Origin of the sequence: Streptomyces sp. CB02959, from assembly GCF_002803155.1 — a bacterium.
Classification (GTDB): Bacteria; Actinomycetota; Actinomycetes; order Streptomycetales; family Streptomycetaceae; genus Streptomyces.
The window spans coordinates 120,166-143,804 of sequence record NZ_NNBP01000005.1 but is presented as its reverse complement, the minus strand read 5'-3'; the positions used below and the strand labels follow the sequence as shown (position 1 = coordinate 143,804).

Here is a 23,639-nt window from a genome sequence, read left to right as displayed (position 1 = left end):
CTTCAGCTGCTTGCCCCGCTACCTCCTGGCGAGAGGCCCAAATTCCTGCCCCACGATGCGACTACGAACGTCGCAATTACCGTGGCGACAGCGGCGCCAACCTCAGCCCACGACAGAGCCAGAACGACGACGACGCCGGTCAGTGCCAGAGTGAAGATCGCCAGGGTGAGCGTCTGTCGTTGCCACGTCGTATGGTCACGATGGGCGTCGAGCAGGCTCTCGTCGTCGCTGTTGACCGTAACCAGGTCCCGAAGGTTCGGCCCCGCCAGCACCGTAAGCATCCGCCCTACTTCGAGTAGCGCTTGCTTGCGTCCGTCCTCCCGATCGAGTTCCACTTCGTCTCGGAGAGTGCGCACATGTGCTGCGGCCGCAGCGTAGATTCTGACTACCTGAGGCATGGGGTTTCGACTGTCGGGCAGTGCTCTTTTCGTTGCATATTTCTCTAAGGCGCGAGCAAAGTCCTCCAAGGCCCGAACCGCTGGAATGTGTAGGGAATGGTATGGCTGACCTCCTGTAGGTTGCGCACCTGTCGTTTCGAAGCAATCCAGCAGGGCCTCGTACGAACGCCGCGCTGTCGCCGTCACCACTTCGGTCGTCCATCGCTGCATTCCGTGCCCCAAGGTCAGCAGGTTCAGCCAGATCGTGACCGTGAGCGGCCCGACCAGTAGCGGGAACGCAAGAAGCGCTAGCCGTCGGCTCGAATTGCCAATCAGTAGAACTGCGAACAAGGCGCCACCGACGTTAAGAGCCAGCACGGTTGTAACGATCGCCTTGGCCTTCCATGCCTGTGTAGACGCTTGGAGGAGCACATCGTCACGCTCCAAGTAGTCCATGGCTGGCCTCGGAAGAGCCGCCAAATCGCTCCTATCCATCTTCGCTTCAAAGGCAGCTCGTCGCCTTTTTGCTTGGTTGGTCGCCCGCTTCCACGACACTCGCTCCAACCAAGTTCGTTTGCCGCGGCGCTGAGATGCCACCGTCATCGCCTGCACCCAGAGAGATGCCGCCCAGGCAATGGTCGCCAGTGCCCCTAAATCACTTCGTGTCATTGCGTCCCTTCAAATAATCGGCCTACGGCGCACTTTCCATCAGCGCTTCACTTACACCGCACGCGCTGATTTGCGCCTCGGTTCCACAAGTCACCCGTACGAGGAGCCCAAACATGCCCCAGCCACTGTCGATAGCCGCACTGCGCGCCGAGGCCCAGGTGACCTACGAAGCCCTGCCAGTCCTCCTAGACTCCGGGGCCGTGGTCGGCCTCCAGTCCGTGCTGATGCTCGACGATGGCGATGACGCCACTGTCGAGCAGCTGCTCGGCGAGATCACGACGGCAGGCAGCGAGAACCGACTCGATGCAGTCAAGGGCGCCATGCGGCGCCTCCTGCTCACCGTGGCGGACGACCGTGCCCTACTTGAGTCCGAGCTCGCCACCTGGGAGTTGGGGGTCTTGATGGGCCTCATTGAGAGGTGGCAGGCGGGTACCCAGGTCCCGGAAGCCTCCAGCTCGGCCAGCTGATCAGCCAAGGACACGGCGCGGCCCTTCGGGCCGACCTTCAGCATCATTACGGCCTGGACCTGGCCGATGTGTGGCGCGGCCGGCTCGCGCCGCGCCGTGTCCGTGATCTGGTCGAGCACCTCCCCTCCGGCTCCGCGCTCGCCACCGCGCTCGGCGGCGATCCGGCCGACCGCGGTTGGGACCTTCACGCCCACCTGCTGGCCCACGTCGTTGACGCCGCCCAGCACACCGCATGGACCGTCGCGCAGGCGCACAGCCGAAAGGCGGTCCCGCCGCCCGAGCCCGTTCCCCGCCCGCGCAGCCGGCCGCGGAGCGCCGGGCCGTTGGACCTTTCCCAGCACCCCCTGGCGCAGGCGCTCCCCGAGCGGCTTCGCAGCGCACCAGCCGACGACTAGGAGGTGATGCGGCGATGGCAGGATCCCCGGGCGGACGCGAGGTGGACCGCCTCGCAATCCGCGTCCTGCCCGATACCTCGGGATTCGCCAGCACGCTTCAGCGCTACCTCGACAGGATCGAGCAGCGCGCCCAGGTAGGCGTGCAGGTCGTCCCGGACTTCACCGGCTTCGCGGAGCAGCTCCGGGCGCGGCTGGACCGCGTCCGGGCGCAGCTGAAGGTGCCGGTCGTCGCGGACGCGGCGCGGTTCGTCGCCGGCGTGCGCGCCGCGGCCGCCGGCGCCGACGCTCGCGTGAACGTACCTGTCGATCCCGACGTGGCGGGCTTCGCGGAGCAGCTCCGCGTCCGTCTCGGCCGTGTCCGGGTGCAGCTGAAGGTGCCCGTCGTCCCGGACACCGCGCGGTTCGTCGCCGCCGTGCGTGCCGCCGCGGCTGGCGCCAACGCCCGTGTGGCCGTGCCGGTCGTCCCGGATGCGAGCGGGTTTGACGAGCGTCTCCAGGTCGCCGTTGACCGGGTGCGGGCGCGCGTAAAGGTGCCCGTGTTTCCGGACATGCGCGCTTTCAAAGAACGGCTCCGGGCAGAGCTCCGCAAACCCATCTATGCGCGGGCCACGGTCCCCGTGGTGCCGTCCCTCGCCGGATTCGCTACGCGGGTCCGCGGTGAACTTCGGGGCATGGGGCCGCTCCCTGTCCGGGTGCAGCCGACGACGAACAGTGCGGCGATTGCCCGGCTCCGCGCCGAGCTCGCCCACCTCGCCCCGCCGATCCTCGTGCCGGTCCGGGCCGAGGGGGACCGCCGCTCCATCGCCAGCACGTCCTCGGCGCTGAGTCGGCTGCGGAGTATCGCCGCCGGCGTCGGCGGCATCGCCGGGACCTTCGGGAAGATCTCGGCGGCGATCGGTGCCTCCGTGCCGGTTACGGCCGGCTTGACGGCCGCGCTTCAAGGGATGGCGCCCGCCGCAGCCCTGGCGGCGACCGGGATCGTCGGCATTGTCTCGGCAGCGGCGGCCCTGAAGATCGGCGCCCACGGTGTCGGTGATGCCATGGCGGCGGCATTCGATCCGGAGAAGGCAACGCAGTTCAACGAGGCCATGGCGAAGCTGACGCCGAATGCCCGCGCGTTCGTGTCCGCGTTCAAGGAGATGCAACCGCAGTTCGCCGCGATCCGGACCGCCGTTCAGCAGCGATTGTTCGACGGGCTGGCCGCCCAGATTACCGCCGCCGGTGCCGTGGCACTTCCAGTGTTCCGCCGCGGGTTGGTCGCCACCGCCGGCGCCTTGAACCAGATGGGCGCGGGTGTCGTGGCCGCCGTACGGCAGTTGTCCGCCAACGGCCTCCTGGGGCAGGCACTGGCCGGCGCCGCGAAGGGGCTGAGCGCCTTCTCCCGGGTGCCAGGGCAGTTCGTCACCGCGCTGACGCAGGTTGCGGTGGCGGCTGCGCCAGCGTTCCAACGGCTGAGCAACGTTGCCGGCGCGAAGCTCGACCAGCTCTCCGCCAAGATGGCCGGCGCGTTCAAGAGCGGTGCCATGGAGCGTGCCATCGAGACCGCGATCAGACTCCTCGGCCAGCTCATCAACATCGCCGGCAACGTGCAGGGGATCTTCTCCACGATCTTCTCCGCCGCGCAGGTCAGCGGCGGAGGCTTTCTAGGGTTGTTGCAGTCCATCACGAGTTCCATGCGAACAGCGTTTGCCGGTCCGGAGGTTCAGGGTGGACTGAAATCCCTCTTCGCCACGATGGCGCAGCTCGGCAAGACCGCCGCTCCGCTGCTGGGCCAGGCACTGCGTGTCGTCGGGCAGGTTCTTTCCCAACTCGGGCCCCCGGTGCAGACGTTGATCAAGGCGCTCGGTGCTGCGCTCCAGCCAGTCCTACGAGCGCTCGGCCCCGTCCTTGCCTCCCTCGCCGGTGCGGCCGGGAAGCTCGTTGTCGCCTTCGCCCCGCTGCTCACCGCCGTCGGCAAGATCGTCGCCGCTCTACTGCCTGCGATCGAGCCGATTTTCGGCGCCCTCGGGCGCGTTTTCAAATCGCTTGCTCCCGTAATTTCGCAACTAGCAAATGGGATTTCCAAATACCTAGGACCCGTACTTTCCGGGCTCGCCACGATTATCGCGAAACTGGTTAGCGGATACGCCGATCAGCTAGTCGTAATCTTCAATTCGCTCGCCCCGATCATGCCGCAAATCGCTACCTCGATGGGCGAGGTAGGTGCAGCGTTCGGCCAGCTCTTCACCGCGCTCGCCCCGCTCCTTCCGCAGCTCACGCAGCTTGGAACGCAGTTCGCCAGCCAGCTCCTGCCCGCCCTCCTCCCGCTTATCCCGCCGATCGTAAAACTGTCCTCGGCGTTGATCAGTATGGGCGTAGGGGCAATTACACAGTATGCCATTCCGGCGCTTCAGAAGCTGATCACGTTCATATCCGGGCTTCAAAAATTCCTGGCTCCGGGAATTGCCGCGGTGAAGTCGGTGGTCAACGGTATTTCGGGCGCCTTCGAATGGCTCTACGACCACCTGGTTGGCCACAGCGTCATCCCGGATATGGTCCGCGGCATCGTCTCCTGGCTCGCCGGCCTGCCCGGAAAGGCGCTCTCGGCCATCGCCTCCCTGCCTGGCTTTCTGGCCGGCGAGGCGGCGCAAGCGGCCTCGGGCTTCTTCGCGGCCGTGCGCGGGGGCATCGGGCGGGCCGTGGACTGGCTGGCCAGCGTCCCGTCCATGGCCGTAAGCGCTTTGGGGAGCGTCGGCTCCCTACTGTGGGATGCCGGCGCCAGCTTGATTCAGGGCTTCATCGGCGGCATCAAGTCCATGATCGGCTCGGTTCGCTCCCTCCTCGGCACCATCACCAGCAGCCTGACTTCCTGGAAGGGGCCGCCGCCCCGGGACGCCCGCATCCTGCGGCCGGCCGGCCAGTTGGTGATGACCGGTTTCATGGACGGCATCCGCACTTCCGTCCCCACCCTGCGCGCCCAACTCCGCGGCGTCACGGACGAGGTGGCCGCATACCGGCCGCGCCTCGCCCCGCAGATCGAGCCCGGACTCGGCGGTGCCGCGGTGATGGCCGGTACGGCGGGCGGTCCGGTCCTCTCCATCGACACCTTCGTCGCCCAGGAAAGCCAGACACCGGCCGGCATCGCCCGTGAACTGGCCTGGCTCTCCAAGGGGAGGGGGTGATCCGGTATGCGCGCAGCGCCCGCCGAAGTGCTGGTCAGCAATGACGGGCAGATCCAGTTCGGCACGTACCTCATGGGGGAGGGCACGCATATCCACGGTCGGCAGCTCACCGGCTGGGACGACCTCCCCGACCTGGACGACGCCTCCGTGGCCATGCCGTCCGCCCACGGGGCGTGGCCCGGCCAACTACTGTCTGGCCCACGGGTGCTGGGCTTCGACTTCCTCATTGATGACGGCCGCGGCACGGCCGGCCTGCCCGAGATACTCGAAGGGCTGCGGCGGGCCACCGCAGTCCGGCAGGAGGAATCGCCGCTCATCATCCAACTGGCCGGAGCCCGACACCTGTTGTGGGGCCGGGTGACCCGCCGTGCGCTACCGGCCGACCGGAAGTACACCTGGGGCAACCCCAGCGGGTCGGTCGAATGGACGTGCTCCGATCCCCGCCGGTACGAGGTGGCCGAGCAGGTTGCCCGCACCGGCCTTCCCGCCCCGGAGCCCGGCCTCGACTGGCATGAGGCCGAGGCCGATCCGCCGCCGGGCGCGGAATGGGAACTGGACTGGGGCGGCAGCGCCACCCCCGGCGCCGTCGGCATCGACAACGCCGGCGACGCAGACACCTACCCCGTTCTCGCCATCACCGGCCCCGTCCGCCGACCGGCGGTCATCAACGCGGCGACCGGTGCCGTCCTTGAATACGACATCACCCTCGCTGACACCGACCGCCTCGTCATCGACACCCGCGAGGGCACCGTCACCCTCAACGACACCGCCCCACGCCTATACACAGCCACCTACCGCAGCAGCCCGGAGCGCGCCTTCACCCTCCCGCCGGGCGAGACGCTGCTCACCTTCCGCGCCGAGGAGTTCACCGACACCGGCGCCCTGACGGTCCTGTGGCGCTCTGCCTGGTGGTAACCCGCCCCTTCCCGAAGAGAGGCCCTTCATGACCGTACGCGCGGCGTGGCTGACCAACCGCGGGGATCCCGCGGGCGGGCAGACCCGCAATGACTCCCGCCTCACCCCCCTCGGAACCATGACGCCGGCCGGGGAACTCACGACCCTCTCCGGTGTGATCCCGGGCGGCGCCCCGTTCGACCTTGGGATCACCGGCCCCATGGGCGTCACTCTCGGCCCCGGCCGTGCCGTCGTGCAAGGCACTGATATCCAGGGTGCGTACCCGGTCGTCATCACCGCCCCCGAGGCCCTGATCTTCACTGACGGCGACGCGGCCAACCCCCGGCTCGACGTCATCGTCCTTCGCGTCTACGACGGTGCCTACGACGAGTCCGGGCAGGTGCTGGCCACCGCCGAAATCATCCCCGGCACGCCGGCCGCCGCCCCGACCCCGCCGCCGCTTCCCGCCGGCGCCCTGCCGCTCTACCGCGTCGCCGTTCCCGCCGGGGCTTCGGCCGGTGGAGGCGGTATCGACTTCCGCACTGCCACCACCGACCTACGCCGTCCCACCGTCTCCGTCGGCGGTATCAACCCCAACCCCGATGCGCCGGGCACCTACCGGGCGCAGTACCGCGACCGCTCCGGCCTCCAGCGGTGGAGCGGCTCAGCCTGGGTCGGCATGGCGACTGAACTGATCACCTGGACGAAGGCACCGCTGGCCGCCGGGTACAGCCACAACGGCAACTCCAACGGGAACGTGGAGTACCGGGTCGTCGAACTCGTCGGGACGCGCCTTGTTCAGTGGCGCGGCGGGATGAACGTCACCTACCGCAGCGGTGCTCCCGCCCGCGGCGGCGCGTTCCTCACCAGCGCGCTGCCGACCACCGCCCGGCCCACCGGCCTGCGCTCCCTCGCCGTGGCCTGCTCCGCCGCCGACAGCAAAACTCTCGCCCTGAAAATCGACTTCCTCAGCAACGGCACCGCGACGTTGGTGACCGACAGTTCCAGCACCCCGCCCTGGGTGAGCTTCCACGGCGTCATGTACTCCGCCTGATGAGGAGGGGAAATGACCGCCTCCTACCGGGCCCTGTTCTGCGACCTGCGCACCGATCAAGTCCTGGACTCCCTGCCCATCTCCAGCGTCAGCTTCGAGGACTACATCGGCAAGACCGGCACCCTGAGCGGCACCCTCGCCGCCCCAGATCGCGGCACGGCAGACCGGATCCGGGCAGCGGTCGTTCCCGGCCGCACCATGGTCTGGATCGAGCGCGACGGCGTGATCTGGTGGGGCGGCATCGCCTGGACCGTCACCGTCAGCTCCACCGGCCGCGGGGCGCCGGCGAAGGCGGAAATCCAGGCGGCCACACTCGACAGCTACCTCGACCACCGGCTGCTCACCTACGACTTCACCGCCACGGAAGTGGAGCAATTCGAGATCGCCCGACGCCTGGTCGGCTACGCCCAGGCCAGCGCCGGCGGCGACATCGGCATCCGCCTCAGCCAGGGCACCTCCGGCGTGACGCGGACACGGAAGTACGGCCGGTACGACCTGCCCAAGATCAGGGACCTCCTCGACCAACTCGCCGCCGTGCAAAACGGCTTCGAGTGGCGCATCCGCTGCTACCGCAACGACACCGGCGAGCGGATCAAGGAACTCCAACTCGGGCACCCGAGGATCACTAGCAGCCGGGGGCCGGCAGAGACCATCCTCGACTACCCCGGCCCGGTCACCGCGTACAGCTTCCCGTACGACGCCACCGTCCGCGCCACCCACTGGCAATCCCGTGGCGCGACCAGCGCCAGCAGCAACCGGCCTTTGATGTCAAAGCTGTTGCAGGTCACCGGTGCCATCGAGGCCGGCTGGCCCCGACTCGACGGCACCAGCGATTACACCAGCGTGTCCAGCGCACCGGTGCTCGACGCCCACGCCGCCGCGGACCTCCAGGAAGCAGCGACCCGCGCAGTCGTCCCGGAGATCACAGTCGACCTCGAAGCTGCCCGCCTCACCCCCGCCATCCTCGGCACCACCATCCGCCTGCGCATCGCCGACGTGTGGTCGCCCACCGGCTTCGCCGGCCGCTACCGCGTCATCGGCATCACCGTCCGCGCCGCGGACCGCGGCCAGGCCGAGACCGCCACCCTCCTCCTCGACGCCGCCACCGGCAGCGCCGACCTCGCCCCCGCCGAAGAGGACTAACGCCCATGGCCGTGATCCCGCCCGACCTGCTGGACCGCATCCGGCGCCTGGAAGAGGACGTCCGAGACATCCGCGGCCGCCTCCCGGCCCCGCCCACCGACGAGCCCGCGCAGCCGGACACCGCCCCCGACAACAAGCCGTAGACCGAAGGAGCTGCCTCATGGCCACACCACTGACCGCCGACGACTTCATCACCGCCCTCCGAAAGGAAGGCGTCAACGTCGTCGAACACCCCGGATGGCGCGCCCACAACAGGGCCGGACACGGCCCGTGGGGGCCAGTGCACGGCGTGGTCATCCACCACACCGTCACCCGCGGCACGGACTCCTCCGTCTCCATGTGCTGGTCCGGCTACGACGACCTGCCCGGCCCCCTGTGCCACGGCGTCATCGACAAGAACGGCGCCGTTCACCTCGTCGGCAACGGCCGGGCCAACCATGCCGGCACCGGCGACGGCACCGTGCTGGACGCCGTCATTTCCGAGGACTACGCGACCGCCCCGCCGCGGCCGAGGAGCGACAACACCGACGGCAACCGCCACTTCTACGGCTTCGAGTGCATCAACCTCGGGGACGGCCACGACCCGTGGCCGGCCGAGCAGCTCGACGCCATCGAACGCGTCGCCACCGCCATCTGCCGGGCCCACGGATGGACCGCGAAGTCGGTGATCGGCCACAAGGAGTGGACCGCCACCAAGACAGATCCCCGCGGGTTCGAGATGCCGGACCTGCGCAACCGCGTCGCCAATCGGCTCACCACCAAGACCTCCGACGCGAATGCCGAGGATCACGGCGGGATCCCCGTGGTGCCGCGCGTCAGCCTCGCCCACCTCCAGGAAGCCGCCCGCAAGGACCCGGACGCGCAGCAGGGTCACGCCACCTACCCGGAGGAGGTCCGACGGGTGGAGTACGGGCTGCTCGCCGCCGGACTGCTCCCCGCGAAGTGGGCCGACGGCTCGTACGGAACCAAGACGATCGCGGCGTACGCCGCGTGGCAGCGGCGTCTCGGCTACACCGGTCGCGACGCCGATGGGATCCCCGGCCGCAAGTCCCTCACCGCTCTCGCAAAGTACGCCGGCTTCGCCGTCACCGACTGAATCAGGAGTCCCTCATCATGATCACGACCAAAGCCTTCTGGCTCGCCACCTCCGAACGCGCCGTCCGCACCTTCGCACAGACCCTCCTGGCAGCACTCGGCCTCGACACCGCAGATCTGCTCACCCTCCCCTGGGCACACAGCCTCACCCTGGCAGCCATAGCCGCAGTGCTCTCCGTCGTCACCTCTCTCGCCACGGCCAGCACGGGCAAGCCGGGGCCGGGCATCACCGAGACGGCAGCCGCCAGTGGGGCCGAAGGCCTCGACCAGCGAACGCCCGATCTGCCCCAGCCGTAGTGCGAATCCGACACTGAAATATCGCAGTGCCCCCGCTCCGGCCAGGTGCCGGAGCGGGGGCGCTTTGTGTTTCCGCGGCGCTACGGGGCTTCCTTCAGATCACGAACCATCACCGCGAACCTCGGCGAGTCAGGAAACGGCTGTCGTTCTCCAACCTTCCGGTACTTCCACGACTCGTAGAGAGACTGAACCTTGGGGTGAGTGGTATCCACCAACAGAACAGCCAGGGCTTCGTCCCGAGTGCCCAGCAGGGCCTCGTGCAGGCGTTCGGAAAGACCCTGCTTACGCCATTTCACCCGCACCATCAGCTCCGACACCGCGAAGGTCGAAGGATCGGTCGGAACCGGAGCGAGGTGCTCACGCCACCATTCGCGTCCATCGGTGGCCGGCGCCCCGTAGGCGAAGCCGACCGGCTCCGAACCGTCGTACGCGATGACACAAGCGAACCCGAGGTGACCACCCCAGTGGTTCACGAACCATGGAAACCGCTGATTGAAGGGGTCATCCATCTCCGCTGCATAGGCGTCAGCATGAACGCCGAGCAGGACGTCGCGGATCGTGTCGAGGTCGTCGTGCGCGTACCTGCGTAGCTCTATGGTCGCGGTCACGTGGTGCTCCATTCGCTGCGGTATCGGTCGCCCCACGCTCGCGCTGTTGCTGCGTTCGGCGCAAGTGTGAGGAGATCGCGGTAGAAGTCCCCAAGCAGGGAGCGCATACGCGCCGGCAGCGGCGCACCCGCCATTAGGGCGAAGACCTGCTCAGTGGTTGCGCACCCTTGTTCCACTTCGCCCTGATGGAGTTGCGCGAGAGCAAGTCTCGTGGTGGCCAGGGCCCGGTTGCGGCGGAAGTGATCCGGCAGAGCGGAGAGCGCTCTGTAGGAGGCCGCCTCGGCGGCAGCATGTTCCCCTAGCCTGTCAAGGACAATAGCGGTCAAAGCGTGCAGCTCTGCGGCGCCGTAGAACTGCAACCATGCTGGCCGTGGTTCGGGGTGCGCCTTCGAAAGTGCCGATTCCGCATAGCGGAGGGAGCGCAGAGCAGCCGTTCCGTCCCTGAGGTTGGAGTGGCCGAGGGCCGTACGGGCATGGGCGAGCGAGGCCACCATCGGATCACGCCGGGTGGCGCTGAGTGCCTGCGCAGCCTGGGCTGCTGCCACCGCTCCGCCGTGATCGCGTCGTTGGTGAGCAAGCATCGCGGTGGCGTTCCAGACCTGCACCTGAGCTGTCGAGTCTTGAGCCATCCCGGCCAACCGCAGCGCCTCGTTGAGGTGCACCTGCGCCCGGTCGAGCTGGCGTAGATCGATGCATGACCAAGCCGCGGCTGCGCTATAGCTGGCGGCCAGGCTGAACAAACGCAACCTGATTCGCTGAGAGGCGGAGCCCTTCTGGAGCTCAACTGCTTTGCGGGCCCCGTCTAGCGCTGCCTCCTCCAATTCCGAATGCCCGCCGCGCCGGTCGTCCAACGCGGTCAATGAGTCGAGACCCGCCCGGAGGCGAGCCACGTCGGATGCGCCAACAGTGGATTGCCGTGAACCAAGCAGAGGTGAGGCTGCGGCGCCAAAGGTCGAAGTGACGAAGGTGCGGCGGAACACGCTTGAGTCCTCCTTCGGGCGTGCGTTCGAGGCTGGCGGGGTGAAGCCCAACTCCTCGACAGGGCATCGGAATACTCCCTCCAATGCCCGTCGCTTCGCCTTGCGCGGCCAGGCCGACTTTCCGGTCAGCCACGTCCGAACTGTGCGCTCACTCACTGTGTCGTACTCACCGGCGGCGCGCAGATGCGCGTTCAGTGCCTTCGCCAACTCGCGCTGGGTAAGCCCGAGTTGCTTCATCGCGCCCTTCAGGCGGGAATTTCCGGTCACCCAACTCACAGTAGCCAGGTGACCGCCGGCTGGCTGCGCTGGAACCGGAAATTTCCGGGTGCGTGCAAGCAGAAACCCTGCCTTCTTTCCTCCCACTCGCCGCCCGACAGCCGTTCAACTGGACGCATGCCATTGCGGCCTCCTAGCTCACGGCTCCGTGAATCCGGAAGCCAAAGGTCAGGTGGGCAGTGAGCGCCACAGCGGCACCGTGGGCCGGCCCTACCTCCGTCCAGGGCCGGCCCGCACTCAGCAGCGATCCGTCTGGAGGGTCACCCGATGCCCCCTGCACCACACCTGCGCCACACGTCCACCGCTGGTCCGCGCTCGCAGTCGGTGAACGTGCGGGCGACCACCAAGGTCAAGCCCGCTCCGAAGGAGGCAAGGGAGTTCCAGGCGCGGAGGGGAGACGTTCGTGCCTGGGACACCAGTGCATGGGAGACGTGGCTCCACTACGGCGGTTTGGCGTGACCTCCCCGGCCGATCCGCCGGCACCCAGCGCGGATCCGGCGGGGGCCGAGCGGGGGCAGGAGGGGCGCGCTGATGAGCGGTGACGCACAGCCCACCGGCGACCCCACCGAGCAGGCGGAGACCGTGAAGCGACCCACCGTTCAAGACCTCCTGGCGCAGGCCGAGAGGTTGAAAGAAGCGATCGACAAGCATCAAGAACAGCTCGGAGGCCGTCCGGAATGACTTACCCCTCGATGCATGGCTGGCCCGAAGTCCCCCAGCCCGTCGCGGGCTGCGACCGGTGCGCAACGCTCCACCAGAACCGCGCAGGGGCGATCCGGCGCGGCGACGGCAGCGCGGAGAGCGACTACAACGTCCTGATTCGGCGTCATCACGCCGGGGCTCACGAGTGATACCGCGCATCTTGCGGCCCCGACTGCTGCACCTCGTCGGCCGGGCGGACGAGCACTGGTACTGGCTGTATCAGAGCTTGTTGTGCCGCCTCGACACCGATCCGCGGGCTGCCGATGCGATGTATGACCGCGACCTGTCCGGCCGTCTGGCCACATGCGACACCGCCACCACCCCCTGCCTCAAAGGGAGGCGCTAGCCCTCATCCAGCAGTGCCTCGACGGCCGTTGGCCCGGCCGCCGAGGCGGAATGCGCCACTACCTGAATCACAAGGGATGCAACGCAATGCGAGACTTTATCGGTTGCCTGTTCATCTGGTTAGGGGAACCCCTCCGCCAGCTCCTACGCGCCTGGCGCCAACGTGCGACCTCCTGGCTCTCCACGGCTCCGCCACCGGCACCCGCGCACGCCATTGCGCCGAGGCCGAGGTACGACCGGGGACCGCTGCCCGACCACGTGGTGGCTCGCCGCCAGCCGTTCACCGGACATGACGTCAACCCCGTGCGGCCGTACTACACCGAGTGGGAACGCACCCTCGTTCCACCGACCCTAAACCGTCGCACCACCACCCCAGCCTCGATCTACACGGGCGCCACACGATGACCACAGAAACCAACCTGCCCATAACCGACCTCCCCACGGCCTCCGTCATCACGCCTGATGAGACAGCCGCCGTGCGGAGGCTCGTGAACCGGCACACACGCAACCCCGATCACCGCACCACGATCCTCTCCGCCCTGGGCCTCGCCCCAGAGGGCAACAGGCCCAACCCCGCACGCCGCCCTGCGCCATCGAGCCGTTCCCCGATACCGCCACCGGGAACGGACTGCGTCACGGCCAAAGTCAGCAGGCGATACGACGTGGTTCAAGTCGAGGACGACATCGCGGAGCACCTACTCGCCCTCGGCGACGTCACGTCGGCCCACATCGCCGCCCCTGGGACCCGCTACTTCCTTCTGACCCGCGGCACCGCGAGGCAGCGCCCCTGGGCATGGGAACGGATCTCCCGCTACGTCACCCTGCACACCGCGGACTGCACCCTGACGGTCCCCGGCACAGAACGCATCGCCGCCCCCACGCCGTACTGGGTGGTTCCGGAGCGGTGGAACGGCAGCTACCTCTGCGACAAGTGGTTGCCCGACGAACTCTCGGTGAGCACCCTCGCTCTCCGCGGGCCGCCAGCTCGACGGTGCAACTTCTGCCCGGCGCCGCTGTGGCCCGAGGAGCACGTGACAACCATCGTCCCGGCGCCATACCCCTCACACGCCTCCCGCGAAGTGTCCGCACACATCGACTGCACCCCCCGCAATCGCTCACGGCCCCGAGCGCCACGTCGAACTCACCAACCGAACTAAGAGAAAAGTGTGTTGGCAGGCCGACTCTTTGACCACCGCGCCCCAGACCGCTCCGCGGCCGGGCGGCTGCCCGACATCCCGGCCACCGGCCGCGGAGCACCTACGCCGCCGACAACGCTCTGATCAAGCATCGTCAGCGGCCCGGGACAGGACGGAGTGCTGCGCCACTCCTAACAACCTCGTCCCACCGGCCGCCCGCCCATACCCATGTCAGCCGGCGTGGGCGGGCGGCCACCACACCACACCAGCGCACTACAAGCACCAAACCCATGGCGGCCGTCCGGGTTAGGGCCGCATGCACCACCGCACGGTGAACGCGATGAATGCCGTAGCGCTCCCCATCACAACTCCCGCTCCGGGCGATGAGCTCGTTCACACCGCCCGCCGCCCGGAGCGGGGCACCAAGCCACGACGAAGCGCCGCCGGCCGCACCGCGGCCCGGCGCACCCAATCCCCGCCCCAGCCAGATTCGGCCGAACCCCGCGCTGCACCTCGTTCGGAGTTCCAGCAGGGGCGGCACCAACCACCCCGAGGGCGTACGGCCCCATTGCGGCCAGCGCACCCCGGGGAGGGTCAAGCAACGCCGGTTACGAGACGAGAGAACAACACGTGGGCAAGCCCAAAGAGACAGTGAATGCCGCCAAGGGGCGCCAGAAGCGCGATGCCGAGGAACAGGGCGCCGAAACGCCGAGGGAGAAACAGCAGGTGGTTGACACCCAGTTGCTCAAGAGGCATTCCAGGCAAGGCCGCTAGCAGAGCGAGTGGCGCCCCGGGCCTTGACCGGGAGGCTACGGCCACTCACACCAGCGCCGTAGCTGCCCCCACTGCCGTCATGCGCCAGCCATCACAGACCCCGCCCTCTTGCGGCCGGTACAGCGGAACCCGACCGTACGAAGGCGGCAGTCCCACCCCAACGACAACCACGAGAGGAAGTGCAGATGTTGAATCCCCAGAACGGAGACGCGCGACAGGAGCCGGAGCAGGTCGATGACCAGCCGGAAGTGATCGCCCTCGGCAATGCCTCCACGCTGACGCGCGGCGGCGATGACACGGGCGTGGAGAACAAGCGCGCACCCTACGACTGCTAAGCGCTCCACATCACCCCGGTGGCCCCCGTGTCTCTGGCACGGGGGCCACCCCTCTCGTCCCCAACACTGCTGAAAGAGGTGGCCATGCGCTGGTTTGGAGGATGCGCTCCGGACGGGCCGCAGATCACGCCGGAGGGCGCCCGGGTCCTCTGGAGCGAACCCCGGCTATGGATGATGGGCAAATGGCCGACACCGCTGATACGGATGGCCAAAAACAGAACGGCTCTCCTGGCCATCATCGGCCCGTGCGCCGCAACCCGGCAGGACCTCACCCCGGCCCTCACCGCCCCCGACCTCGCCCAAGCCGTCGGGCACTGGCCCGGTTCCTACATCGCCGTACGCTTCACCGCCCGAGCGGTCGTGGAGATCATCACGGACCCCTCCGGCGCCTGCCCCCTCTACACCGCCCAAACTCCCAACGGCATCGTGTGGGCCTCCAGCGCCCGCGCCCTCGCCTCCCTCACCGGAGGCCAGATCGACACCGGATGGCTCGCGAGCTACCTCTGGGATACCGCGGCACCCGCCGACGACCGCAGCCCGTGGAAAGGCGTCCGCCCCGTACCGCCCGGACACGTCCTCACCCTCGCCGCGGGCGGCGGCCGCTTCACAACCCCCTGGTGGTCACCGCCCACCCCGCGCCCACGCACCGAGGCCCTCCGCAGCCTTCGCCACGCACTGAGCGAGGGCATTCGAGCCCGCGTCGAAAACACACCCTCCGCCACCGACCTCGGCGGCACGGACTCCACCACCCTCGCCGTCATCGCCGCCCGCCACCGCCCCCTCACCGCCATCACCGCCCACCCCCTCGGCCACACCGAAGGCGGGGACCTCGACTACGCCCGAGCCCTCCGCGTACCGGGCCTGACCAAGATCGAATTCCCCGTCGAAGCAGGACACCTGCCGTTCTCGGCCGGCACAACACCGATGCCGGCGACCGACGAACCACCACCCTCCACCGCCGTGTGGGCCATGCTCTCCGCCCAACTCCGCCTCGCAAGAGCACACGGAACCCTCCGACACCTCACCGGCGACGGCGGTGACCACCTCTTCCTCGCCTCACCGCGGCACCTTGTGGACTACGCCCACAACCGGCGCTGGCTCCCCCTCGTCCGCGACGCCCTAGCCTGGGCACGCCTTCGACGGCAGCCCCCCGGCCCCCTTATCACCGCCGCACTCCGGCGCGACACCGAAGGCATCGGCCGCCCCTGGCTGGCACGCCCGCCCTGGCTCACCGCCAACATCTCCGAACCACACTGGCGCCCGGCCACCGCCACCCAGGCCCTGATCGCCTCGATCCGCACCGTGGCACGAACTGCCCACGCTGACAGCCAGCTCTGCGACGCGGTCGGCGTGGAACTGCACAACCCCTACCTGGACGGCGCCGTCTTGAACGCCGTCGCCTCCGCCCCGGCCGAGGCCCGGTTCTCCGCCCACCGGTACAAGCCCCTCCTCGTGGACGCCGTGGGCGACCTCCTTCCCGCACTCCACCGCGACCGCGCGACCAAAGGCACCTTCACCGCCTCGTTCCACCACGGCCTCCGGGCCCACCTCGGCCGTGCCCTTGACCTCAGCGACGGCCGGCTCGCCGCCCGCGGCCTCATCGACCCCGCCCCCCTCCGCACCACCCTCCACGCCGCGGCGATGGGCGCGGAGACCAACTGGTCCATGCTTCTCCCCACATTGGCCGCCGAGCAGTGGCTTGCCACCATCGACCACACCCCGGCCGTCCGATGGGACACCACCGCTCCCGCCCCGGTAGGAGGACGATGAACACCGCCGCACACATCGTGGTCGCCATCACCCCCAGCGCCCGCGTGATCATCAACTACGGCACCGGCGAAACCGAAATGCGGCGCCTGGACGGCCGGCCCGTCGCCGGCACCGTCGTCCCCATTCCCCCCACCGCTCCCACCTGGGGCACAACCGAAGCACGCGCCACCCTCGCCCCCACCGGCTACGCGCCCCAACCCTGGCGCCTGGCAGCCATCCCAGCCGTACTCCTGACGGCCGCGATACGGACCTGTGGACCACGCCGCCGGCGCTTCCGCCGACTCGTGCAACTCGCCTGCTCCGGAAGGCTCCTCGCCCCCGCAACTTCCACCCAGGCCGAATACGCCGTCCGCGCCGTTCGGTGGGCCTCCTACGCCATGCCCACCGGCTGGGCCTGCTTGGAGGAGTCCACCGCGGCCGCCGTGCTGCTTGCCCTCGCCGGCCGCCGCGCCGAATGGCGCCACGGCCTGGCCACCGACCCCGTACGGTTACACGCCTGGCTCGTTGACGCCCAGGGGAAGCCTGTCGAAGAACCCCAAGACACCCTGCTTTACACCCCGACCTACACGCCAGACGGGCCCGGCCCCGCCCGCCGGTCCCGAAGGGAGAACGCAACGTGAGCGACCCGCACATCCTGCTGACCGGCGAGCGCCTCGCCCTGGGGATGCCACGCGAAGACATGCTGCCGGAATACCACCGGTGGGAGACCGACTACCGCACCCTCCTCGGCTACGGCGCCCAATTCCCCCAGTCCTGGGAATCCCGCGCCGCCGGCTGGGAACGCCTCCGCAAAAGCTCCAGCTCACCGCAGTTCGAAGTCGTCCGCACCGAAGATCAACAGGCCGTCGGACTCACCACGCTCCACATCAACCAGGTCACCAGGACCGCCGAGTTCGTGATGATGCTGGCCCCACACGAACGCGGCAAACGCTACGCAACCGAAGCCGCCCGCCTCACCCTCGACTGGGCCTTCCACATCGGCGCCCTACGCACCGTCTGGCTCAAAGTTCTCGATCCCAACCACGCCGGCATCGCCGCCTACGAGAAAGCCGGGTTTCAGCACGCCGGCCGCCTGCGAAAGACCGGGTATTGGCTCGGGGAACCCGTAGACGAGCTTCTCATGGACGCGTTGCCGGAAGACCTACCTGGATCTTCCGCCATCGCCAAGTAGCACAACGCCTCCCCCGCCGGCCGCAGCTCCTACAGCTGCAGGCGGGCGCCGTCGTTAGACGGTGCAGCGGCCGGGAGCCCAACGTTCGGACGGTGGACGGCCAACGAGGGCTCGCTCCTCTGATGTTGTGTGTGGTTAACTCATCAAAACCCAGCTGCCGCCGCCCGGGTAGGTGTCGAACTCGCCGGTCTCGGCGCAGACGGCGCTCTGGTAGGTGGTGACCGGGCGGCCGGTGCGGTTGGCGAGCGAGGCGGCGGTCATCCCCTTGGGGAGGGGCACGCAGCTCTCGATGTCGGTGCCGGACAGCTCGTAGCTCTGCCGGCGGCCGCCGAAGTCGGTCTTCGGCCACAGGCACAGCTGGCCGGCCGAGCAGTCGCCGGACCCGGCGGCGGTGCGGCCGCCGCCGGCCGCGTGGGCGGCCGGGGTGCCCAGGAGGTACGGCGTGGCGAGCGCCGCGGCCAGCGCGGCGAGGCCGGTGGCGAGTGCGGTGCCGCGGGCCGTGCGGGACGTGCCGGACGTGTGGATGCGCATAGGAGTCGCTCCCCCGTGTCGTGGCCGTGGCGGGCCGCGCGGGTCTCGGCGCGGGCCACGGCCGTGCTGTCCGCGGCGGGCGGGTGCCCGCAGCGGGTTCGGGATCGAGCGTGCGGCGGAGCGGGCGCGTCCGCCAAGCCCGCGGCGACTCCTCCACCCGGATCAGGTATGGGGATGACCCGCTGGCCCTGAATCGGGCCGCCGGTAACCGGAGTTGACGTTCCGGGGGCGGCGGGGGCGGGGTGCGGAAACCGTTCTTCCGGTCCGCGGCAAGGGGGTTGGGCGGGGCCGCCGCCCAGGAGGCGGGTACCGGGCCCGGTGGTTCCCGCTTCGGGTCATCCGAAGGAGGGATCCGCCTCCGAGGCGGAGGCCAACTGCGGCCCGGGGAGCGGCGATCGCCGGCGGCGGGCGGCGCGGGAGTGCGGGTTGACGGCGGAAGGCGGCCGGCAGGGCCCGGTCTCCGGCCCGGCGCGGGTCCGTACGCACAACGGCGCGCGGCCAGCCGAGGGGGTGGTTCGGCCGGCCGCGCGCCGCTGGGGCGGACCGGGTGGCGCCGTGGAACTCCGGGGCGCCGGGGATCAGATGTGGCCGACGCCGGCGCCGGCCTCGGCGTTCGCGCCGCGCTTGGTGAAGAGCGCGACGACGGCGGCGAGGACCGCCACGCCGCAGGCGACCGAGAAGGCCAGGCCCATGCCGGAGACGAAGGTGTCGTGGGCGACCGCGAGGATCTTCTCGGCGAACGGCTTCGGGGTGCCCTTCGGCACCGGGGCGATGCCCGCCGAGACGGCGTCGGCGACCAGGGACTGCTTCTCGGGCGGCAGCGGCGGGAGGCCCGCCTTCTGCCAGTTGCCCGCGAGGTCGCGGTCGACGCGGGAGGCCATCACCGCGCCGAGCACGGCGGTGCCGAGGCTGCCGCCGACCTGCATCGCGGCCTGCTGGAGACCGCCGGCGACGCCGGAGAGCTCCAGCGGGGCGTTGCCGACGATGACCTCGGTGGCGCCGACCATGACGGGCGCCAGGCCCAGGCCGAGCAGCGCGAACCAGACGGACATCGGGCCGGTGGTGGTGGAGGCGTTCAGCCCGGACATGCCGTACATCGCGACGGCGGTGACGACCATGCCGCCGACCAGCGGGATGCGCGGGCCGAACTTGGTGATCAGGGCGCCCGCGAGCGGCGAGCCGACGATCATCATGCCGGTCAGCGGAAGGAGGTGCAGTCCGCTGTCGACGGGGCTCATGCCGTGGACGTTCTGGAGGTAGAACGTCACGAAGAACAGGCCGCCCATGAAGGCGAAGGCCATCAGCACCATCAGGACCGTGCCCGCGGTCAGCGGCACGGAACGGAACATCCGCAGCGGGATCAGCGGCTCGCGGACCTTGGTCTCCAGGACGCCGAAGACCACGAAGAGGACGACCGCGCCGATCAGGAAGCCCCAGGTCTTCATGGAGCCCCAGCCCCAGTCCGTCGCGTTGATCAGCGGCCAGATGAGGCAGAACATCGCGCCGGACAGCAGCGCGATGCCGGGGATGTCGAAGGAGCGGGGGGCGTTGTCCGCGCGGTGGTCCTTGAGGATCACCAGGCCGAGGACGAGGGCCAGCACGCCGACCGGGACGTTGATGAAGAACACGGACTGCCAGTTGACGTGCTCGACGAGCAGTCCGCCGACTATCGGGCCGCCGGCGGTGGAGGCGCCGATGACCATGCCCCAGATGCCCAGGGCCATGTTCAGCTTCTCGGCCGGGAAGGTGGCGCGCAGCAGGCCCAGCGCGGCGGGCATCAGCAGTGCGCCGAACAGCCCCTGGAACACGCGGAAGACGATGACCAGCATGACCTGGTCGGAGAAGCCGATGGCGGCGGAGGCGGCGGCGAAGCCGACGATGCCGATGAGGAAGGTCTGGCGGTGGCCGAAGCGGTCGCCGAGCTTGCCGGCCGTGATCAGCGAGATGGCCAGGGCGAGCATGTAGCCGTTGGTGATCCACTGCACGTCGGCGAGGGACGCGTCCAGCTCGTCCTTGATGGCCGGGTTGGCGATGGCGACGATCGTGCCGTCGAGCGCCACCATCATCACGCCGATGGCGACGGAGAAGAGAGTCAACCAGGGATGGCCCCGCAACCCCTTGCGAGGCTCCGGTACGGGAAGTTCCGGTGCGCGGCGGGCGACCGGGGTCTGAGAGCTCATGTTTCGAGGCTAATGTCAGCTACTGACAGTTGACAAAATATTTCATGAGTCGGTAACTGTCATTTTGCTCACAGGTATCCTGAGCAGCGAGAACACCTCGGAAAGGCGGCGCAGGATGACGGAGCCGACGCCGCAGGCGGCCCCCACCGGCGGACTGCGCGAGCGCAAGAAGCAACGCACCCGGGACGCCCTGATCCGTGCGGCCCTGGAGCTCTTCACGGAGCAGGGCTACGAGGAGACGACGGTCGACGAGATCGCCGAGGCGGTGGACGTCTCCCAGCGCACCTTCTTCCGGTACTTCAGCAACAAGCAGGAAGTGACCTTCGCCGTCCAGGACATGGTCGAGGCGCGCTTCCTGCAGGAGCTGGCGGCCCGGCCGGCGGACGAGCCGCCGCTGCTCGCCCTGCGCAGCGCGGTACTGACCGCCTGGGACGAGATCGGCAACGCCATCGCGTCGGTGATCCCGGTGGACCTGCACATGCGCACGTTCCAGATGATCGAGTCGACCCCGGCACTGGTCGCCGCGCACCTGCGGCGCTACACCGAACTGGAGGAGCAGATCGCCCAGTTGATCGCCCGCCGCGAGGGACTGGACGTGGACGCGGACCCCCGGCCGCGGGTACTGGTCGCGGCGTTCAGCGGGGCGATGCGGGTGGCCGGGAAGGTGTGGGGCGAGGGGCCCGACTGCAGCGTGGCGGGGATCCGCGAGGTGACCCGCTCCTATCTGGACCACATCGGGCCGGCGATCGAGACCGACTGGCGGACGGGCCGGAAGCTGTCGCATTGACCTGAACACGCCTACGACCAGGCGTAACGAGCCTCGCCCGGCGTGTAACCGGCCCCTTTCCGAACGAGAGCGGGTCTGCACGACTGAGCGTCGGACGTCATTGCGATGTGTCCGATTTGGTGCAAATACCCTGCCTGAAACGTGAGATGCCTCACGGTGGTCGGCGAGCACCCTGCCCCGTCTCCTAGGGTGGCCCGCGGTGACTTCTTTCCCGGGCCTCGGCCCCTCCTCCGGTTTCCTGCAGTCCACCGTGTGGCGCGCGTCGCTCGCCCTGCTGGTGGTGTTCGTGATGCTCGCCCTGACAGGTTGGACGGCCATCAGAAACACCAAGGAGGACGCCGACCCGCTGGCCACGGCGAGAACCGCCTGGCGGCACGCCACCTTCCACGGACGGCCGCTGCCCGCCCCGGACGCCGCCCCGGCCACCCTGCGCGCCTTCTTCGGCTCCCTCGGCCGGGCCGAGCGCGGGCAGCTCGCGGCCCGCTACCCGCTCGTCGTGGGCAACATGGGCGGCGCCCCCGTCGCCCTCCGCTACCGCGCCAACCGGATGGCGATCGACGCCGCCCGCAAGATCGAGAAACGGCGCATGGGCGACCAGCGGCTCACCCCTGTCGGCCGCCAGGAGGCGAGCCGGCTGATGCACCGCATGGAATCGCTGATGAGCCCCGACCGCCAGATCCTGGCGTTCGACCCGGCGGGCGACGGCCGGGCCGCCGAGGTCTTCGGCGACCTCGCCACCGCCGACCGGGTCTCCGTCGTGGTGCCCGGCGTGGACACCAACCTGTCGACCTTCGAGCGCACCGCCAAGGCGACGGCCGCCCCCGTGGGCATGGCGGAGTCCCTGTACGGCGCCGAGCGGGCGGCCAGCCCCGGCGCCCGTACCGCGGTAATCGCCTGGGCCGACTACACCACGCCGTCCGGACTGGGCGTCGAGGCGGCCACCGGGCAGCTCGCCCAGGCCGGCGCGGTCCGGCTGCGCGCCCTGGTGGACGCCCTGCCGTCCACCGACTCCGTCTCGCTGTTCTGCCACAGCTACGGGTCCGTGGTGTGCGGCCTGGCGGCCCGGAACCTCCCCGACGACGTCACCGACATCGCGGTGGCCGGCAGCCCCGGCATGCGGGCCGGGAGCCTGTCGGGCCTGGACACGCACGCCCGGGTCTGGGCGATGCGGGACGCCGACGACTGGATCCAGGACGTGCCGTACCTGGAGGTCGGCGGGCTCGGCCACGGCGCCGACCCGGTCGACCCGTCCTTCGGGGCCCGGGTCCTGTCGGCCGAGGGCGCGGACGGCCACGCCGGCTACTTCGCGTCCGGCACCCAGAGCCTGCACAACTTCGCGCTGATCGGGGTCGGCGACCTCGGGTCGGTGGACTGCGCCGCCAGCGACCCGCACTGCAGCGTGGACCTGGCCTGACGGCCGTCCCGCACCGCCCGCGGCCGCGGGTACGGCCCGGCGCCCGGGGACGGGCCGTACCCGCGGGAACCGCGACCGCGCCGAGTGACGTGAACAGGGCAAGGGTGACCACCGGGCGACCGGGTTCCCTTGACACGCGCAGCGCAGGTGTCCGGAAGGGGGACGGGCGGGCGACCACCCGCATACGATGAGCCACATGGGTGATGTGCTGGCCGGTTTTCACGCCGTCTGGGAGTTCGACTCGGACTCCGTACTCATCCGCTTCGAACGGGGGATCCGCAGGCCGAAGCTGTTCCAGGCTCTCGGCGAGCGACGCATTCCGTACGAGGCGCTGAGATCCGTCGAGGTCTCCACGGGCAGGCGCGGCACGGTGGTGCTGCATGCCGTGCCGCGATCGGGCGCCGATCCGCTGATGGAGGCGGCGAGCGGACAGCTCAAGGAGGACGCCGACCCGTACCGGCTGGTGCTGCCGGCCGAGCGCGAGACGCTCGCCTCGTACTACGCCGACGAGCTGCGCACGGCGCTGGGCCCCGCCGCCCGGGAGCCCGCCGACCGGCACCTGGTGGCCGCGCCGGACCCCCCGCTGCACTTCAAGGCATACGACGGCAAGGCGTCCTTCGACGGCAGCTCGGTGGCCTTCCGCTGGTTCTGGACGGGCGCGTCGTCGGCGAAGTGGAAGAGCGGCGACCAGACCTTCGCGATCGGCGAGCTGACCGGTGTCGAGTGGCGCTCGCCGGAGATCTTCAACGGCTACCTGCGGCTGCTGGCGCGCGACGCCCCCGAGGCGCGGTCGGGCGAGGCGGACCAGGACCCGGCCGCGGTGGTCTTCGGATTCGGCTACGGCCCGGTCCACGAGTCCCTGCCGTTCGCGGCCGCCGTCCTACAGGCCGTGCGGGCCGCCGAGCCGGGATCGGACGACCCGGAGCGGGCACCGGTGCGGCGTGCCGGGAGCACCGGCCGGGACCCCGCCGACATCGCGGACCGGATCCGGCACCTCGGCGAGCTGCACGGGGCAGGACTGCTGACGGACGACGAATTCAGCACGAAGAAGGCGGAGTTGCTGGCGGAGCTGTAGCGC

25 protein-coding genes are annotated in these 23,639 nt (G+C 69.5%); 20 read left to right on the top strand and 5 right to left on the bottom strand.

Annotated elements, in window-relative coordinates; genetic code table 11:
* Positions 1-2 precede the first annotated feature (2 nt).
* Positions 3-833, bottom strand: a complete 831-nt coding sequence (locus CG747_RS10410; RefSeq protein ID WP_257980320.1) for a hypothetical protein — start codon at positions 831-833, stop codon at positions 3-5.
* A 326-nt stretch (positions 834-1,159) separates the two neighbouring features.
* Here CG747_RS10410 and CG747_RS10405 point away from each other — a divergent pair, with 326 nt between their 5' ends.
* The 9 genes from CG747_RS10405 to CG747_RS10370 are packed head-to-tail and all read left to right on the top strand — an operon-like array spanning position 1,160 to position 9,552.
* The gene (locus tag CG747_RS10405; protein ID WP_100601388.1) at positions 1,160-1,513 is read left to right on the top strand and encodes a phage tail assembly protein; all 354 of its coding nucleotides are present in this window, start codon (positions 1,160-1,162) and stop codon (positions 1,511-1,513) included.
* Positions 1,465-1,908, top strand: coding sequence for a hypothetical protein (locus tag CG747_RS10400; RefSeq protein WP_146022054.1), 444 nt, complete (start codon positions 1,465-1,467; stop codon positions 1,906-1,908). The genes CG747_RS10405 and CG747_RS10400 overlap by 49 nt, the downstream gene beginning before the upstream one ends.
* Positions 1,909-1,922: 14 nt before the next feature.
* Positions 1,923-5,069: a hypothetical protein gene (locus tag CG747_RS10395; protein ID WP_146022053.1), complete on the top strand. Its 3,147-nt coding sequence runs from the start codon at positions 1,923-1,925 to the stop codon at positions 5,067-5,069.
* A 6-nt stretch (positions 5,070-5,075) separates the two neighbouring features.
* Entirely contained in the window at positions 5,076-5,984 is a 909-nt protein-coding gene (locus CG747_RS10390) for a phage tail domain-containing protein (protein ID WP_100601385.1), read from the top strand.
* Between the two features lie 28 nt (positions 5,985-6,012).
* On the top strand, positions 6,013-7,017 hold the full coding sequence (locus CG747_RS47890) for a hypothetical protein (protein ID WP_180985473.1): 1,005 nt from the start codon (positions 6,013-6,015) through the stop codon (positions 7,015-7,017).
* 12 nt (positions 7,018-7,029) lie between these two features.
* Positions 7,030-8,160, top strand: a complete 1,131-nt coding sequence (locus tag CG747_RS10380; protein ID WP_100601384.1) for a hypothetical protein — start codon at positions 7,030-7,032, stop codon at positions 8,158-8,160.
* A gap of 5 nt (positions 8,161-8,165) precedes the next feature.
* A complete protein-coding gene (locus CG747_RS47885) occupies positions 8,166-8,303 on the top strand; it encodes a hypothetical protein (protein WP_180985472.1) in 138 nt (45 codons plus the stop codon).
* 17 nt (positions 8,304-8,320) lie between these two features.
* On the top strand, positions 8,321-9,256 hold the full coding sequence (locus CG747_RS10375) for an N-acetylmuramoyl-L-alanine amidase (protein WP_100601383.1): 936 nt from the start codon (positions 8,321-8,323) through the stop codon (positions 9,254-9,256).
* Positions 9,257-9,273: 17 nt separating this feature from the next.
* A complete protein-coding gene (locus tag CG747_RS10370; protein ID WP_100601382.1) occupies positions 9,274-9,552 on the top strand; it encodes a holin in 279 nt (92 codons plus the stop codon).
* An 80-nt stretch (positions 9,553-9,632) separates the two neighbouring features.
* Here CG747_RS10370 and CG747_RS10365 read toward each other — a convergent pair whose 3' ends face one another.
* Both CG747_RS10365 and CG747_RS10360 read right to left on the bottom strand, forming a co-directional pair.
* A complete protein-coding gene (locus CG747_RS10365; RefSeq protein ID WP_100601381.1) occupies positions 9,633-10,172 on the bottom strand; it encodes a GNAT family N-acetyltransferase in 540 nt (179 codons plus the stop codon).
* Positions 10,157-11,407: a helix-turn-helix transcriptional regulator gene (locus CG747_RS10360; RefSeq protein WP_180985471.1), complete on the bottom strand. Its 1,251-nt coding sequence runs from the start codon at positions 11,405-11,407 to the stop codon at positions 10,157-10,159. The genes CG747_RS10365 and CG747_RS10360 overlap by 16 nt, the downstream gene beginning before the upstream one ends.
* Positions 11,408-11,947: 540 nt before the next feature.
* Here CG747_RS10360 and CG747_RS47880 point away from each other — a divergent pair.
* The 8 genes from CG747_RS47880 to CG747_RS10335 all read left to right on the top strand — a co-directional run bounded on the left by CG747_RS47880 (position 11,948) and on the right by CG747_RS10335 (position 17,649).
* Complete coding sequence (locus tag CG747_RS47880; protein WP_180985470.1) at positions 11,948-12,097, top strand: hypothetical protein; 150 nt, start codon at positions 11,948-11,950, stop codon at positions 12,095-12,097.
* A gap of 166 nt (positions 12,098-12,263) precedes the next feature.
* Entirely contained in the window at positions 12,264-12,464 is a 201-nt protein-coding gene (locus CG747_RS10355; RefSeq protein WP_100601379.1) for a hypothetical protein, read from the top strand.
* Between the two features lie 661 nt (positions 12,465-13,125).
* Positions 13,126-13,620 carry a hypothetical protein gene (locus tag CG747_RS10350; protein WP_100601378.1) on the top strand — a complete coding sequence of 165 codons (495 nt, stop codon included), beginning with the start codon at positions 13,126-13,128 and terminating at the stop codon, positions 13,618-13,620.
* A gap of 609 nt (positions 13,621-14,229) precedes the next feature.
* Positions 14,230-14,373, top strand: a complete 144-nt coding sequence (locus tag CG747_RS47875; RefSeq protein ID WP_180985469.1) for a hypothetical protein — start codon at positions 14,230-14,232, stop codon at positions 14,371-14,373.
* Positions 14,374-14,558: 185 nt separating this feature from the next.
* Entirely contained in the window at positions 14,559-14,708 is a 150-nt protein-coding gene (locus tag CG747_RS46885; RefSeq protein ID WP_107490307.1) for an albusnodin family lasso peptide, read from the top strand.
* Between the two features lie 84 nt (positions 14,709-14,792).
* The gene (locus CG747_RS10345) at positions 14,793-16,478 is read left to right on the top strand and encodes an albusnodin/ikarugamycin family macrolactam cyclase (RefSeq protein WP_107490306.1); all 1,686 of its coding nucleotides are present in this window, start codon (positions 14,793-14,795) and stop codon (positions 16,476-16,478) included.
* A complete protein-coding gene (locus tag CG747_RS10340; RefSeq protein WP_219621428.1) occupies positions 16,475-17,098 on the top strand; it encodes a lasso peptide biosynthesis B2 protein in 624 nt (207 codons plus the stop codon). The genes CG747_RS10345 and CG747_RS10340 overlap by 4 nt, the downstream gene beginning before the upstream one ends.
* The gene (locus CG747_RS10335; protein ID WP_100601376.1) at positions 17,095-17,649 is read left to right on the top strand and encodes a GNAT family N-acetyltransferase; all 555 of its coding nucleotides are present in this window, start codon (positions 17,095-17,097) and stop codon (positions 17,647-17,649) included. Before CG747_RS10340 ends, CG747_RS10335 begins: the two co-directional genes overlap by 4 nt.
* A 135-nt stretch (positions 17,650-17,784) precedes the next feature.
* Here CG747_RS10335 and CG747_RS10330 read toward each other — a convergent pair whose 3' ends face one another.
* Positions 17,785-18,180: a peptidase inhibitor family I36 protein gene (locus tag CG747_RS10330; protein ID WP_100601375.1), complete on the bottom strand. Its 396-nt coding sequence runs from the start codon at positions 18,178-18,180 to the stop codon at positions 17,785-17,787.
* Between the two features lie 578 nt (positions 18,181-18,758).
* Positions 18,759-20,360: an MFS transporter gene (locus CG747_RS10325; RefSeq protein WP_100601374.1), complete on the bottom strand. Its 1,602-nt coding sequence runs from the start codon at positions 20,358-20,360 to the stop codon at positions 18,759-18,761.
* Between the two features lie 115 nt (positions 20,361-20,475).
* On the opposite strand from CG747_RS10325, the gene CG747_RS10320 reads away from it, so the two are divergent.
* The 3 genes from CG747_RS10320 (at position 20,476) to CG747_RS10310 (ending at position 23,636) form a co-directional block, all read left to right on the top strand.
* Positions 20,476-21,147 (top strand): TetR family transcriptional regulator, encoded by a 672-nt coding sequence (locus CG747_RS10320; RefSeq protein ID WP_100601373.1) that lies wholly within the window; start codon positions 20,476-20,478, stop codon positions 21,145-21,147.
* Positions 21,148-21,346: 199 nt separating this feature from the next.
* Complete coding sequence (locus CG747_RS10315) at positions 21,347-22,561, top strand: alpha/beta hydrolase (protein ID WP_100601372.1); 1,215 nt, start codon at positions 21,347-21,349, stop codon at positions 22,559-22,561.
* Positions 22,562-22,757: 196 nt separating this feature from the next.
* Positions 22,758-23,636: a DUF4429 domain-containing protein gene (locus tag CG747_RS10310; RefSeq protein ID WP_100601371.1), complete on the top strand. Its 879-nt coding sequence runs from the start codon at positions 22,758-22,760 to the stop codon at positions 23,634-23,636.
* Positions 23,637-23,639: the final 3 nt, after the last annotated feature.